At 67.3% G+C, this 13,832-nt stretch carries 17 protein-coding genes; 7 read left to right on the top strand and 10 right to left on the bottom strand.

Going from position 1 to position 13,832, the window contains the following annotated elements:
* Positions 1-105: 105 nt before the first annotated feature.
* On the bottom strand, positions 106-996 hold the full coding sequence (locus NZL82_RS12015) for a prephenate dehydratase (protein ID WP_261269993.1): 891 nt from the start codon (positions 994-996) through the stop codon (positions 106-108).
* Positions 997-1,124: 128 nt separating this feature from the next.
* Here NZL82_RS12015 and NZL82_RS12010 point away from each other — a divergent pair, with 128 nt between their 5' ends.
* From NZL82_RS12010 to NZL82_RS12000, 3 genes are all read left to right on the top strand, one after another.
* Positions 1,125-1,832 (top strand): cytochrome c family protein, encoded by a 708-nt coding sequence (locus tag NZL82_RS12010; protein WP_261269992.1) that lies wholly within the window; start codon positions 1,125-1,127, stop codon positions 1,830-1,832.
* A gap of 4 nt (positions 1,833-1,836) precedes the next feature.
* Positions 1,837-2,880 (top strand): nitronate monooxygenase family protein, encoded by a 1,044-nt coding sequence (locus NZL82_RS12005; protein ID WP_261269991.1) that lies wholly within the window; start codon positions 1,837-1,839, stop codon positions 2,878-2,880.
* 151 nt (positions 2,881-3,031) lie between these two features.
* Positions 3,032-3,850, top strand: coding sequence for a shikimate 5-dehydrogenase (locus NZL82_RS12000; RefSeq protein WP_261269990.1), 819 nt, complete (start codon positions 3,032-3,034; stop codon positions 3,848-3,850).
* A 22-nt stretch (positions 3,851-3,872) separates the two neighbouring features.
* Here NZL82_RS12000 and NZL82_RS11995 read toward each other — a convergent pair whose 3' ends face one another.
* Complete coding sequence (locus tag NZL82_RS11995; protein ID WP_261269989.1) at positions 3,873-4,274, bottom strand: EVE domain-containing protein; 402 nt, start codon at positions 4,272-4,274, stop codon at positions 3,873-3,875.
* 141 nt (positions 4,275-4,415) lie between these two features.
* Here NZL82_RS11995 and NZL82_RS11990 point away from each other — a divergent pair, with 141 nt between their 5' ends.
* A complete protein-coding gene (locus tag NZL82_RS11990) occupies positions 4,416-4,802 on the top strand; it encodes a hypothetical protein (protein ID WP_261269988.1) in 387 nt (128 codons plus the stop codon).
* A gap of 77 nt (positions 4,803-4,879) precedes the next feature.
* Positions 4,880-5,161 carry a DUF3297 family protein gene (locus NZL82_RS11985; protein ID WP_261269987.1) on the top strand — a complete coding sequence of 94 codons (282 nt, stop codon included), beginning with the start codon at positions 4,880-4,882 and terminating at the stop codon, positions 5,159-5,161.
* A gap of 309 nt (positions 5,162-5,470) precedes the next feature.
* Here the strand turns inward: NZL82_RS11985 and NZL82_RS11980 are convergent, their stop codons facing one another.
* The 4 genes from NZL82_RS11980 to lipB form a co-directional block, all read right to left on the bottom strand.
* Positions 5,471-7,333 carry an ABC-F family ATP-binding cassette domain-containing protein gene (locus NZL82_RS11980; RefSeq protein WP_261269986.1) on the bottom strand — a complete coding sequence of 621 codons (1,863 nt, stop codon included), beginning with the start codon at positions 7,331-7,333 and terminating at the stop codon, positions 5,471-5,473.
* 178 nt (positions 7,334-7,511) lie between these two features.
* On the bottom strand, positions 7,512-8,219 hold the full coding sequence (locus tag NZL82_RS11975; protein ID WP_261269985.1) for a hypothetical protein: 708 nt from the start codon (positions 8,217-8,219) through the stop codon (positions 7,512-7,514).
* Between the two features lie 248 nt (positions 8,220-8,467).
* The gene (locus NZL82_RS11970) at positions 8,468-8,737 is read right to left on the bottom strand and encodes a hypothetical protein (RefSeq protein WP_261269984.1); all 270 of its coding nucleotides are present in this window, start codon (positions 8,735-8,737) and stop codon (positions 8,468-8,470) included.
* Positions 8,738-8,805: 68 nt separating this feature from the next.
* Positions 8,806-9,501 carry a lipoyl(octanoyl) transferase LipB gene (gene lipB / locus NZL82_RS11965; RefSeq protein ID WP_261269983.1) on the bottom strand — a complete coding sequence of 232 codons (696 nt, stop codon included), beginning with the start codon at positions 9,499-9,501 and terminating at the stop codon, positions 8,806-8,808.
* Positions 9,502-9,648: 147 nt separating this feature from the next.
* On the opposite strand from lipB, the gene NZL82_RS11960 reads away from it, so the two are divergent.
* Positions 9,649-10,503: a hypothetical protein gene (locus tag NZL82_RS11960; protein ID WP_261269982.1), complete on the top strand. Its 855-nt coding sequence runs from the start codon at positions 9,649-9,651 to the stop codon at positions 10,501-10,503.
* Positions 10,500-11,252, top strand: a complete 753-nt coding sequence (locus NZL82_RS11955) for a hypothetical protein (RefSeq protein WP_261269981.1) — start codon at positions 10,500-10,502, stop codon at positions 11,250-11,252. The genes NZL82_RS11960 and NZL82_RS11955 overlap by 4 nt, the downstream gene beginning before the upstream one ends.
* On the opposite strand, the gene NZL82_RS11950 is transcribed toward NZL82_RS11955, so the two are convergent.
* Genes NZL82_RS11950 through NZL82_RS11935 form a run of 4 tightly spaced genes read right to left on the bottom strand, consistent with a single transcriptional unit; the run spans position 11,236 to position 13,734 of the window.
* Positions 11,236-11,829, bottom strand: a complete 594-nt coding sequence (locus NZL82_RS11950) for an N-acetyltransferase (protein WP_261269980.1) — start codon at positions 11,827-11,829, stop codon at positions 11,236-11,238. The two genes, NZL82_RS11955 and NZL82_RS11950, sit on opposite strands and share 17 nt — an antisense overlap.
* Positions 11,830-11,834: 5 nt before the next feature.
* Entirely contained in the window at positions 11,835-12,695 is an 861-nt protein-coding gene (gene hemF, locus NZL82_RS11945; RefSeq protein WP_261269979.1) for an oxygen-dependent coproporphyrinogen oxidase, read from the bottom strand.
* 35 nt (positions 12,696-12,730) lie between these two features.
* Positions 12,731-13,186 (bottom strand): tRNA (cytidine(34)-2'-O)-methyltransferase, encoded by a 456-nt coding sequence (locus NZL82_RS11940; protein ID WP_261269978.1) that lies wholly within the window; start codon positions 13,184-13,186, stop codon positions 12,731-12,733.
* On the bottom strand, positions 13,186-13,734 hold the full coding sequence (locus tag NZL82_RS11935) for an adenine phosphoribosyltransferase (RefSeq protein WP_261269977.1): 549 nt from the start codon (positions 13,732-13,734) through the stop codon (positions 13,186-13,188). Before NZL82_RS11935 ends, NZL82_RS11940 begins: the two co-directional genes overlap by 1 nt.
* Positions 13,735-13,832: the final 98 nt, after the last annotated feature.

The following is a 13,832-nucleotide window of genomic DNA, read 5'->3' as shown; positions in this document are numbered from 1 at the left end:
GGACCAGCGAAGCTGGTGGAGGGCGCGTACGTCAGGGGACGTCCTTTGTGGAAGCCCCCCTCCGTCAGGCCTGCGGCCTCACACCTCCCCGTGCCGGGGAGGATATCATCCCCGCTGCCGCGCCTGGGCGTAGGTGCCGAGTATCCGCACCCATTTGCTGTGGAACCCCAGTTCCTCGATCGCACGGTCGAAGGCGAGTTCGCCGGGCTTGCCTACGACGTCGCAATAGAATTCGGTCGCCGCGAAGCTTCCCCCGCGCTGATAGCTTTCCAGCTTGGTCATGTTGACGCCGTTGGTCGCGAAGCCGCCCAGCGCCTTGTAAAGCGCGGCGGGGATGTTCTTCACCTCGAAGATCAGGCTGGTCATCCACGGCCCTTCGCCGACCGGCGGCTGGCTGCCCCGCGCCAGCGCGACGAAGCGGGTCATGTTGCGCTCGCCGTCCGAAACATCCTCGGCCAGCAGGTTCAGCCCATAGAGCTTGGCGGCGCTTGGCGGGGCGAGGGCGGCGACGCACGGGTCGCCCATCTCCGCCACCCGCGCCGCCGCGCCCGCCGTATCGGCATAGGCGATGGGGCGGATGCCATGCGCCCGCAGCCAGTGGCGGCATTGGCCCAGCGCCTGCGGATGGCTCATCGCCTCGACCAGTCCGTCGCGCGAGCCCGTCGCCATCAGCGCATGGCGGATCGACAGGAAATGCTCGCCGACGATCGCCAGCCCGGATTCGGGCAGCAGGAAGTGGATGTCCGCCACCCGCCCGTGCAGCGAATTTTCGATCGGGATGATCGCGCGGTCCGCCTTGCCGCTCTTCACCGCATCCAGTGCGTCGGCGAAGTCGAAACAGGGCAGCGGCAATCCGTCCGGATAGGCCTCGATCGCGGCGACATGGCTGTTCGCGCCGGGTGCACCCTGAAAGGCGACGGCGCGTTGCGGCTCGGCCAGCGCGGCGTTCGTCATCGCCTCGACGATCGGGCGGGCGGGGGCGGCGTAGTTTTCCATGGGCCAGCGGCCTAGAGGCGGGGCGGCATGCGATCAAGACGGCAAGCCCAGAAGCAAAACTTGCCGTCCGCGAAAGCCGCACCTAAGGTCCGCGTTCAGGAGAGATATTGGCGGGGCAGCGAAAAGCGATGGACCTAAAGACCAATACGATCGCGGGATGGGTGCTGGGCGCGGCAGGCGTGGCACTGGGCCTTTCGATCGTCGGCGGCATGATCTTCCACGACGAACGGCCGGAGAAAATGGGCTATGCGATCGAGGGCGTCGAAGCCGAAGGCGGCGGAGGTGCCGCGGCAGAGGTGCCGATCGCATCGCTCCTGCCCACGGCGGACGCAGCCAAGGGCGCGGAAGTGTTCAAGAAATGCGCCGCCTGCCACACGATCAACCAGGGCGGCGCGAATGGTATCGGCCCCAATCTCTATGCCACCATGGGCGAGGCGATCGCGCAGGGCAAAGCAGGCTTCGCCTTCTCCGACGCGCTGAAGGCGGTCGGCGGCAATTGGGACTGGGACAAGATGAACGCGTGGCTGACCTCTCCGCGCAAATTCGCCCCCGGCACCAAGATGACCTTTGCCGGTCTTTCCAATCCGCAGGATCGGGCGAACGTGATCCTGTACCTCAACCAGCAGGGATCGAACCTGCCGCTGCCCGCGGCCCCGGCCGCGAAGGAACCAGCGGCGGGCGAGGCCCCGGCCAATGGTGCCGACGCGGCGGTCAACAGGGTCGAGGAAGACGTGCGCGGCGACACAGGATCGATCGCCAATACCGGCACCCCCGCCAAGGGCGCGCCTTCGGTCGATCCGCAGGCTGCGATCGAGGGCGCCAAGGCGCCCCGCTGATCCGGTGCATTTCGCCGATCTGATCGCGCGCCTGCCCCTTCTGCAAGCGCCGATGGCGGGGGTTTCCACCCCGGCCATGGCGGCGGCGGTGAGCGAAGCCGGCGGTCTCGGTGCGATCGCGCTGGGCGCGGGCGACGCGGATCGGGCGGCTGCGACGATCGCGGAGACCCGCGCCCGGACGGAGCGGCCGTTCAACATCAATCTCTTCGTCCATGCCCCGCCCCGCCATGATCCGGCGCGCGAGGCGGCATGGTGCGAGGCGCTCCGCCCCGCCTTTGCCGAACAGGATGCCGAACCGCCGGGCGCGCTGCACAGCATCTATGCCAGCTTTGCCGAGGACGACGCGATGCTGGCCATGCTGGTAGAGATGCGGGCCCCGGTGGTCAGCTTTCATTTCGGGCTGCCCGATGTCGGGCGGATCGCGGCGTTGAAGCGCGCCGGATGCCTGTTGCTGGCGAGCGTCACCTCGCTGGCCGAGGCGCAAGCCGCCGAACGTGCCGGGGTCGATGCTCTGGTCGCCCAGGGTTATGAAGCCGGGGGGCATCGCGGGGTTTTCGATCCCGACGCGCCTGACGATCGGCTGGGGACATTGGCGCTGACCCGTTTGCTTGCGGCGCGGACGGCACGGCCGGTCATCGCGGCGGGCGGGATCATGGACGGTGCGGGGGTGTCGGCGGCACTGGCGCTGGGGGCAGTGGCGGCGCAATTGGGGACGGCTTTCATCGCCTGCCCCGAAAGCGCGGCGAATCCGGCCTATCGCGCGGCCTTGATGGGGCCGGGGGCTGCGCACACGGTCATGACCCGTGCGATCTCCGGTCGGCCCGCGCGCTGTCTGCCCAATCGCTTCACCGCACTGGGCAAGCATGTGTCCGTCACGCCCCCCGATTATCCCATTGCCTATGACGCCGGAAAGGCGCTCCACGCCGCCGCCATGCTGCGCGGTGAGCATGGCTATGGCGCGCAATGGGCCGGGCAGGGCGCTCCGCTGGCTCGGGCCATGCCGGCGGGAAATCTGGTGCGGGCCATCGCCGGCGAGATGCGGCGATAGGCTCTCTCCGCGCGGCCCATGCTGACCGCTGCATATCGGATCGTCGGATGACGGGGTGCGCCAACGCAATGTCCTGACGCCGGAAGCCACGGGAAACCATCCGGAAAACAACGGGGATGCACCCGCCCCCGTCCTCCGCTAGACCCTGCTCATGACCACAAAGCCCCCCATCGGTCGCGACACGCGGCTGTGCATGTCGCTGTCGGCGCGCCCCGGCAATTTCGGTTCGCGGTTCCACAACCGGCTCTACGAGCTGACCGGGCTCGATTATGTCTACAAGTCGTTCGGCACCACCGATCTGGCGGCGGCGGTCGGCGGGATTCGGGCGCTGAACATTCGGGGCTGCGCGATCTCGATGCCGTTCAAGGAGGCGGTGATCCCGATGCTGGATGGCCTGGCCGGTTCGGCAGCGGCGATCGACAGCGTGAACACCATCGTCAACGATGATGGGCGGCTGACCGGGTATAACACCGATTATGCCGCCGTGGTCGAACTGATCGCCGACATCGACCGCGCGACGCCCTTCGTGCTGCGCGGATCGGGGGGCATGGCCAAGGCGGTGGCGGCGGCGCTTCGCGATTCGGGCTTCGGTCGCGGCACCATCGTCGCGCGCAACGAAGCGGCGGGGCGGGGGCTGGCCGAGCTCTACGGCTTTGGCTGGGCCGCCGAATTGGGCGAGGGCGCGCCGTTGCTCATCAACGTCACCCCGATCGGCATGACGGGGGGCAATGCGGATCAGCTCGCTTTCCCCGAGGCGATGATCGGCCAGGCCGAGATTGCCTTCGACGTGGTGCAATATCCGCCCGAGACCCGTTTCCTCGAAACCGCCCGCGCCATGGGCAAGCGGGTCATCACCGGGACCGAGGTCGCGACGATCCAGGCGCTGGAGCAATTCATCCTCTACACCGGCGTCCGACCGACGCCGGAGCAGGTGCGGGAGGCCGCCGACTACGCCCGCAGCCTGGGGTGATCCCCTTCGGCGCGGGGCAGGATTACAGCCCCGCCATCGCCATCAGAAGCGTCCATTCCGCCTCGCCCACCGGTGAGACCGACAGACGCGACTGGCGGAGCATCGGCAGATCGGAGAGCCCCGCCTCCGCCTTCATCGCCGCCAGCGTGACGGCTTTGGGAAGCGCGCGGTCGGGTGCGACCTGCACCGAGACCCAGCGTCCATCCTCGCCATCGGCCCTGGCCGTGCGGGTGATCGTCGCAATGCCGACCGCCGCCTTCTCTTTGCCGCTGTGGTAGAAGATCGCTTGGTCGCCTACGGCCATGCCGCGCAGATGCTTGGCGGCGGCGGCGTTGCGCACCCCGTCCCATTCGGTCGTCCCGTCGCGGACAAGATCGTCCCAACCGTAACTTTCCGCCTCCGACTTCAACAGCCAATGGGCCATGTCGCTGCCTTCTCCTGAACCCTGACTAAACGCCACATTCCACAGCCATTCAGCCCGATCGCATTAGGGAAGGCAACACGGACGCAATGCGGCGCGTTTTGCCATCAGGCGGACCGGGCGTTTGAGTATCGGAGGTTCGAAATGAACGGAATGTTGAAGAAGGTGGGGATGGGCGTCGCGCTGGCCGCGACCGCGCTGACCGCTGCGGCGCCGGCCGAGGCGCAGCGCTGGGGCGGTGGCTGGGGCGGTGGCTATTATCACCGCGATCGCGGCGGCGATGCGGTGGCGGGTGCGCTTCTGGGCGGTATCGTCGGCCTGGGTGTGGGCGCGGCGATCGCGAGCAGCAACCGCCCGCGCTATGTCGATCGCGGCTATTATTATGATCGCGGTTACGATCCCTATTACGCACCGCCGCCCCCGCCGCCGCCGGTGGCGTACCAGTATCGCAGCTATGCGCCGCGCTGCTGGAACGACTGGCGCTGGGATCCCTATTGGGGCCGCAGTGTACCGGTTCAGGTCTGTAACTAAAGCCTGTGGCGGCGTCGGATCATTCCGGCGCCGCTTTTTCTTGGCAGCACCCCCGAGTCGGCGTTAAGGCGCCGGGCATGACCAATACCGTTCCCGATCGCCTGTCCACCAACCCGGACAGCCCCTATTTCGACCAGGACCTGCTCCAGCGTGGCGTGGGCATCCGCTTCAAGGGCAATGAGCGCCGCGACGTCGAGGAATATTGCATTTCCGAAGGCTGGATCCGCGTCGCGCTGGGCAAGAAGGTCGACCGCCATGGCCGCCCGTTGACCCTGAAGCTGACCGGTGAGGTCGAGGCGTGGATCGAAAATCCGGCGCAGGACGACGCCGCCGAGGATTCGGAAGAAACCGAAGCGTAATTACTGGGCGTACCCCGGCGAAGGCCGGGGTCCAGGTGCTGGGCGCTATCGAGGGTGGGGTGTCGTTGCCTCCCACTCGCCGGATAGCACGCCATCGACTTGCCCGAAACTGGGCCCCGGCCTTCGCCGGGGAACAGAAGGAAATTTGGGGAGGGCATTCCCCAAACCCCCGTTCAGGCTGAGCGAAGTCGAAGCCCACGGAGATCCCTTAGCGCACTTCGACTTCGGCGCGACGCGCCGAAGTTTATCCTGAGCGGCTGGCTTGCCAGCCCGCCGAAGGGCTCAGTGCGAACGGAGGAGGCGAGCGGCTTATGCCGCCTCCATCGCCTCGCCGGCTTCCATCCAGCGCGCTTCCGCATCGGCCAGCTTGTCGACCACCTCGGCGCGGCGCTTGTTGAGTTCGCCCATCGACAGCCTGGCATGGCGCGGTTCGGCCGCCGCCGGGTCGTTCATCGCCTTGTCGAGCGCCTCGCGTTCGCGGGTCAGCTTGGCCATCTCGTCCTCGATGGTACGCAGCGTCTTCTTCATCGCGTTGAAGCGCTCGCGTTGCTCGGCCGAGGCCTTCTTGCTCGCCGCACGATCCGCCTTGGAGGCGGCATCGCCCTGGCCCGCATCGCCCTTCAGGACGAAGGCGATATAATCGTCCAGCGACCCGTCGAATTCCTTCGCGGTGCCGTTGTCGACCAGCACCAACCGGTCGGCGGTCATCTCCAGCATGTGGCGATCATGGCTGACCAGCACGACCGTGCCCTTGTACATGTTGAGCGCCTGGACCAGCGCCTCGCGCGCGTCGACGTCCAAGTGGTTGGTCGGCTCGTCGAGGATCAGCATATGCGGCGCGTCGCGGGTGATGAGCGCCAGCGCGAGGCGTGCGCGTTCACCGCCCGACAGCTTGCCGACCTTGGTCGTCGCCTTGTCGCCCGAAAAGCCAAACCGGCCCAGCTGCGCGCGCACCGCCGCCGGGGTCGCGCCGCGCATGATGCGCGTCATATGCTCGAGCGGCGTGTCGTCGGTGTCGAGTTCCTCGACCTGATACTGGGTGAAATAGCCCACCCGCATCTTGCCGGAGGAGTTCATGTCGCCTTCCATCGGCGTCAGCTGCGCGGCGAGCAGGCGGGCGAGCGTCGTCTTGCCGTTGCCGTTGCGGCCCAGCAGCGCGATCCGGTCGTCCGGGTCGATGCGCAGGTTCAGCCGCTTCAGGATCGGCGTCTCGGCATAGCCCACGCTCGCCAGGTCCAGCGTGATCAGCGGCGGACGTAGCTGGTCGGGATCGGGGAAGTCGAAGGACAGCGACGGATCGTTCGCCATCTCGGCGATCGGCTGCATCTTCGACAGCATCTTGGCGCGGCTCTGGGCCTGTTTGGCCGTCGAGGCGCGGGCCGAGTTGCGCGCGATATAGTCCTGCAACTTGGCGCGCTGCGCGTCCTGATTCGCCTTGGCGGCGGCCAACTGCGCCATCCGCTCGGCACGCTGGCGCTCGAACGAGTCATAGCCGCCGGGATAGAGCGTCACCTTGCCGCCCTGCAGGTGCAGGATGTGGTCGACGACATTGTTCAGGAAGTCGCGCTCGTGGCTGACCAGCAGGATCGTCGCGCGATAGGATTTGAGGAAATCCTCCAGCCACATCACCGCTTCGAGGTCGAGGTGGTTCGAGGGCTCGTCGAGCAGCAACACGTCGGGGGCCGAGAACAGCAAAGCGGCGAGCGCCACGCGCATCTTCCATCCGCCCGAATAGCTGGACAGAGGCCGCGCCTGCATCGCCTCGTCGAAGCCCAGACCCTGGAGGATGCTGGAAGCACGCGCGGGGGCGGTATAGGCGTCGATCGCGATCAGCCGCTCGTAAATGTCGCCCAGCTTTTCCGGATCGCTCTCGGTTTCGCTGCGCTCCATCAGTTCGGCACGCTCTATATCGGCGGCGAGCACCGTCTCGAACGGGGTGGCGGTGCCGTCGGGGGCTTCCTGCGCGATATAGCCGAGCTTGGCGCCCTTGGGCATTTCGCAGGCGCCGTCATCGGCCTCCAACTGGCCCGCGATCACGCGGACGAGCGTGGACTTGCCCGCACCGTTGCGACCGATCAGGCCGACCCGGCTGCCGGGAGGAAGCGCGGCGGATGCGCCGTCGAGGATCGTGCGGCCGCCCAGGCGCACGGTGATGCCATTCAGATTGAGCATGGGCCGCGCCTAGCAAATTCCGACGCGAAAGGGGAGGGGGCGCTTATCCGGTCCGCCAAGAGGCGGCGGCAGGTCGTCAGGACCGCCGCCAGCGACCCTCCGCAAGGGGCGTCACCCGATGGGACCGCCCCTGCGCCGCCGTTCCTCCTCCCCAGGCCAGGCCCGGGGAGGTCCCGGATCAGCGTGCGGCCAGGCTGGTGCCGCCGGCGGGGGGCCAGTTCTGCGCGCCGCACTTCTTGGCGACCCACTGCGCCTTCTTGTTCCAACACGGCGCATCGAGGCGCGGCATCGTCACGGCGACATGTTCGCGGCCGATATAGCGGGGGAAGCGCTGCTCGCCATAAGGGGTCAGGCTGTTCCGCAGTTCGCGCATCCGCTCGACCGCCAGTTCGCCCAGATGCCCGCGCGGGGTGAAGACCGCCGCATGCGCGATCGATCCCGCCGTCTGGCAGAAGTTCAACTGCGCGGCGACCGCCGCGAAGCTGGAATAGGTGCGCGTCCCATATTGGTCGAGCGCCATCTGCCCTTCGCGCGGGGTCTTGCTGGTCCGCTTGAAGTATGCACCCAGCGTGTCGAACGCGCCCTTCAGCTCGACATCGTGATCCTTCAGGATCGCGTTATAATTGGCGACGGTCGAGAGCATCGGCTCGAACTGGCATTGCAGCGCCGCGACGTTGAGCGCCGCGCGCATGTTCCACAACAGGCCCGCGCGCAATTCCGCCGGGTTCGCGCCCGGAAGCGGCTGCCCGATGCCGGGCTCGTCACCCCGGACCGGCTTGCCTTCGAAATTATAGGACTGCAGGAAAAATTGCGCCGATGCGGGTGCCGCGGCACCCATCCCCCAAAACGCCACGCCGGCAACCAGCGCGGTACGCACCACCTTCATTGTGTTCCGATCCTTCCCCCGTAGGGCCTTCGAGCGTCCCGAAACATAACGCTTTACCGGTTTTTTCCCAAACGGAAATCGAGGGCCCAAGCCAGGGTTGCGATGAGCGGTGTCGTTACGGAAAGGTAGCGAAAACGGCGGAAAGCCTGGGACTGAAAAAGGGCGGTGGGAGTTGGAATCGCCAACGAAAAGGGGCCGCCCGGTCGCCCGGACGGCCCCTTGCACGTCAGGGATGACCCCGACGATGATTACATCGCGTTGGTCGCGTTGGTCATCATCGTGTCGTTGGCCATCATCATGTCGTTGCCCATGGTGTCATTGGCCATCATGCCGCCGTTCATGGCGCCGTCGACGGCGGTCATGTTGTCGGTGGCGGTGTCCATGCCCTCGGAGGCGTTCATTTCGGTGGTCATGTTGGCGTCGGTGGTGTTCTCGGTGTTCGAGCCGCAAGCCGAAACCGCGAGCGCCGCGCCGGCGATGATCGAGCCCGTCAGGACCTTGGAGATGATTGCACGCATTGGAAGCTCCCTTGATATTAAGGATTTGGAACGGCTTGCTGGCCCTATTACCCAAATCGGGGTGGACATTAATCGGATACCGCCCGGTCCTCAAGTGTCGTTTTATCGGACCCGCCCAGGGTCCTGAGGAACGCCGGAAAGGTGAACGCAAGCGCCTCGTCAAAGGTTTCCAACGACTTGACGCCGTTTAACGCAAAAAGACTGGTGACGGGAAACTCGGGCAGGCCGCACGGTACGATTCCGCCGAAATGCGACAAATCGGGTACGATATTGATCGCGAAGCCGTGAAGCGTGACCCAGCGACGCACCCGAACGCCGATCGCGCCGATCTTCGCCTCCGTGCCGCCATCGCGTGTCCAGATGCCGACGCGTCCGTCCACGCTGAAGGCATTCACCCCCAGTCGGGCGAGCGCGGCGATCAGCCAGTCCTCCAGCCCATGGACGAATTGCCGCACGTCCCGCCCACGCCGGTTCAGGTCCAGCACCAGATAGCCGGTGCGCTGTCCGGGGCCGTGATAGGTGTATTTGCCGCCGCGCCCGGTTTGGAACACGGGAAAGCGCGGATCGACCAGATCGACCGGATCGGCGCTGGTCCCCGCCGTATAGACCGGGGGATGTTCGAGCAGCCAGACCAGTTCGCGCGCCTGCCCCTGTGCCACGGCGGCCGCACGCGCCTCCATCTCGGCCAGCGACTGGTCATAGGGCGTCAGGCCGGGGCTGATCCGCCATTCGATGTCGGGGGTGGGTGCGGGGCTTTGGGTCACGATCGCGGCTATCTGCGCCCGCCATCGCCATGATGCAAGCGGGGGCGATCAGGCCGTTGGCCGTCGCCATGGCGTTGCGCCCTTCGATGGGCTAGGCAGCGATCGATCGCCCGGACGGGCGAAGGCGTCCGGACCAAGGGAGGAACGATGACCGTCAGGATCGGATCGGTGTGGGACAGCACCCAGCAGGTATTGGCGGGCCGTGCCGGCATGTTGATACCCTTCGCCGCGATCGGCTTCGTGTTGCCCGGTATATTGCAGATTCTGATCCTGCCGAGCGGCGGCGTTTCGCCGGCGGGCAATGTCTCCGGCCTGGGGCTGATGCTGACCATCGTGTCGCTGATGCTGGGTGTATGGGCGCAATTGGGAATCATGGCGCTGGCGACGCATCCTTCCACCACGACGGCGGAGGCGTCGCGCGCCGGATTTCAGCGTTTCCTGCCGGTGCTGGGACTGGCGCTGGCGATCGGGTTCGTGTTGGCGCTGGCGGCGCTGGTCCTTATCGTGGGGCTCGTCGCGTTTGGCTTCGACTTCACCGCGATGATGGCGGTCAACGGCGACCCGTCCCGGATGCCGCCGATGCCGGGCGGGGCGGCGCTCTTCCTGCTGGTCTATGCCCTCGTCATCGTGCCGCTGGCGCTCTGGCTGGCCGCGCGGCTGATGCTCACCTATGCGGTGGCCCTGAACGAACGGGTCGGTCTGGGCGCGTTTCGCCGCTCGATTGCGCTGACGCGGGGCATGACCTGGCGGCTGATCGGCGTGTCGCTGCTGTTCCTGATCGTCATGTCGGTGTCGGGCCTGGCGGTGCAGGGCGTGGCGAGCGCCCTATTCGGTCTGGTCCTGGGCGGCGACAAGCTGTGGCTGGCGCGGGCGCTGACCGCGCTATTGGGTTCGGTGGTGAGCGCGGTATTCATGACGCTGGCCTATGTCTTCGTCGCGCGTCTCTATGTCGCGACGGCGGGGGAGCAGGCGCTTCGAAAGGACGGTTCGCCGCAATCGTGATGGGATTGGATGTCGTTGCGACCCTGCGGGACGCCTGGGGCCTGTTCCGCCGGGATCGTTCGTTGCTGCTCCGGCTGGCGGGGCCTTTCTTGTTCTGGCCCGCCTTTGCGCTGGGGCTGCTGGTCCCGACGCCGCCTTTGCCGGAGGAGGGCGTGGGCGAAGCGACGGCGCGTGCCTCGGTCTGGATCGACTCGGTCGGGCAATGGGCAAGCCATTATGGCGGCTGGTATTTCGCCAGCTATGTCGTCGGCCTGATCGGGACGGCCGCCTTGCTGGCCCTGTTGCTCAGCGGGGGGCGGGCGACGGTGGGCGAAGCGCTGCGCGGCGCCGTGGCGATCGCGCCGCGCTATCTGCTCGCGATGATCCTGGTCGCCCTGCCGGTCGGCGCGGGGATGCTGCTCTATATCCTTCCCGGCCTGTATGTCGCGGGGCGGCTGCTGCTCGTCGGGCCGGTGTTGCTGGCGGAGCGGCGGATGGCGGCGATGGCGGCGCTCGCCCGCTCGATCAAGCTGACGCGCGGCGTCGGGCTGCCGATGGCGGCGCTGTCCTCCTGCACCTATCTGGGCGGGATGATCGCGACACAGCCCTTTCTGACGATGATCGATCTTTCCAAGGGCGATGGTCCGGGCAATCCGGTGGCGATCGCGCTGCTTCAGGCGGGGGCGGCGGCGGTCGCCATGGCGGCGGGCCTGGCGCAGGCGCTGATCGCGGTGGCCGCCTATCGCCGGCTGGTCAATCGACAGCTCTAAGCCGGGGGATTTGCGGCGCGGCGTCCTGGGGCAGCAGGCCCAGGTCGCGGGGGTCCGAAAACGTCTCGATCGCCCGGCCGATGGCGGTGAAGCCCTGCCGCCGGTAGAAACCGAGCGCGGCGGGATGGTCGAGCGTACAGGTATGCACCCATACCCGCTCGACCGCCGCGGTCCAGGCGCGCATCAGGGCCTGCGCCATCAGCCAGCGGCCATGGCCTCGCCCGGCCAGTTCGGGGATCAGCCCGAAATAGGCGATCTCGCATTCGCCCGTCTGGCGGTGGTCGAGTTCGAGCAGGCCCACCTCGATCCCTGCCCGGTCGACCACGGCAAAGACCGAGACGGCGGGGTCATGGATGATCGCGGTCAGCGTCTCGTCGCTCATCACCAGCCGCGAAAACCACAGCCAAGGGGCACCGACGCGCGCGAACAGCGTCCGATATTTGGCGGGATCGGGCTGGACCCAGGCGACCAGGCTCAGGGGCGCCTCGGGCAGGGGGCGCGGGCGCGGCCGCTCGCGCATTTCGAGCGTGGTGACGATGGTCGCGACTTCGCCTGGATCGACGGGGATCAGCGCCATGGCTTTTACTCCCAGGTCGCGAGCGGGGGCAGGCTCATCAGGATGGCGTCGATATTGCCGCCGGTCTTGAGCCCGAAGAGCGTGCCCCGGTCATAGACCAGGTTGAATTCGGCATAACGCCCCCGCCAGGCCAGCATCGCCGCGCGGTCCGCCTCGGTAAAGGGCAGGCCCATGCGCCGCCGGACGATGCGCGGGAAGATATCGAGAAACGCCTCGCCGACATCGCGGGTGAAGGCGAAGTCACCCTCGAAATCGCGTTCCAGATGATCGTAGAAGATGCCGCCGACGCCACGATGGACCTGGCGGTGGGGGATGTAGAAATACTCGTCCGCCCATGCCTTGAAGCGGGGATAGTGGCCCGGATCATGCGCGTCGCATGCCGCCTTCAGGCGCGCGTGGAAATCCTCGGTATCCTCCGCGATCGGCAGGGGAGGGTTGAGGTCGGCGCCGCCGCCGAACCAGCGCTTGGTCGTGGTCAGGAAGCGGGTGTTCATATGCACGGCGGGCACATGCGGGTTCGCCATATGCGCGACCAGGCTGATCCCCGTGGCGACGAAACGCGGATCGTCGCCCGCGCCGTGGATCGTCTTGGCGAACGGCCCCTCGAACGTGCCGCCGACCGTCGAGACATTGACCCCGACCTTTTCGAAGACGCGGCCCTTCATCACGCCGCGCACCCCGCCGCCACCGGCTTCCCCGCTGGGGTCGACACGGTCCCAGGCGGTATAGGCGAAGGCGGCGTCCGATCCGGCCTCTCGCTCAATGGCTTCGAACTCGGCGCAGATCCGGTCGCGCAGGGACTCGAACCACTGGCGGGCGGCATCCTGCTCGGCGTCGAGGGCAATATCGGGGGTGCGGCTGGTCATCACGCGGTGGTTCTGGCCATGGGCGGGGCGGGGGGTCAACCCGCGATATTGTCCCACCCCGTCTGGCGGCGCGCCTCCGCGAGCAAAATACCGCCGGTGATCGCGACGTTGAGCGAGCGGACGCCGTCGCGCATCGGCACGCGGACCCGGATATCGGCCGCGTCGTGCACCGCGCGCGGCACCCCGGCGCCTTCCGAGCCGAGCAGGATCACATCATCGGGCCGGAACGTCATCTCGGGAAGCGGCACGGCTCCCAGCGTCGTCGCCAGCACGATCCGGCCCGGCGTCGCCGCGCGAAAATCGCTCCAATCGGCGTGGCGGACCACCTGCGCCATTGCCGCATAGTCCATCGCCGACCGTGCCAGCGCCCGGTCCGAATAGGGAAAGCCCATTGGCTCGATCAGGTCCACGGCCACGCCGAAACAGGTGGCGGTGCGGATCAGCGTGCCGACATTCCCCGCAATGTCAGGCTCATAAAGCGCGAGCCGCATCAGTGACCCGGAAAGGCGATCAGCGAATCGACCATGATCCCCTCGGCGCGCAACGCCTCCGCACCGCCCAGATCAGGGAGGTCGAGCAGGAAGTGAGCCTGGCTGACCACGCCGCCCGCCTTGCGCAGCAGCCGGAGCGCGGCGCGGGCGGTACCGCCCGTGGCGATCAGGTCGTCGACCAGCAAGATGCGGGCGCCGGGGACCAAGGCGTCCTCGTGCATCACGATCCGGTCCTGGCCATATTCCAGCGCATAATCCTCCGCGATGGTGGCGCCGGGCAGCTTGCCGTCCTTGCGGATCAGCAGCACGCCCGCGTTCAACGGCACGGCCAGCGCGGCGGCGAACAGGAACCCACGCGCCTCGACCCCTGCGATCAGGTCCACGGGACCGCGCGTTGCCGCGGCCATCCGCTCGATAGTCTGTGCGAAACCTGTCGGGTCGAGCAGCAGGGGGGTGATGTCGCGGAACTGGATGCCGGGCTTGGGGAAGTCCGGGATGGTGCGGATCAGGGCTTTCAGATCGTCATGGGCGTTCATGCGGGGCCTCATGGGCTTGCGGCGGGCAGGGGTAAAGGGGGGCAGTCCAACCCTCCGTTCAGCCTGTGCCCAGTCGAAGGCTAAAGGAGTTCCTGTCTCGAGGGGGCGGT

Source organism: Sphingomonas sp. LC-1 (genome assembly GCF_025371035.1).
GTDB lineage: Bacteria > Pseudomonadota > Alphaproteobacteria > Sphingomonadales > Sphingomonadaceae > Sphingomonas > Sphingomonas sanguinis_E.
Note: the sequence above shows the minus strand (reverse complement) of the source record. Positions and strands in the feature narration are given on the sequence as shown.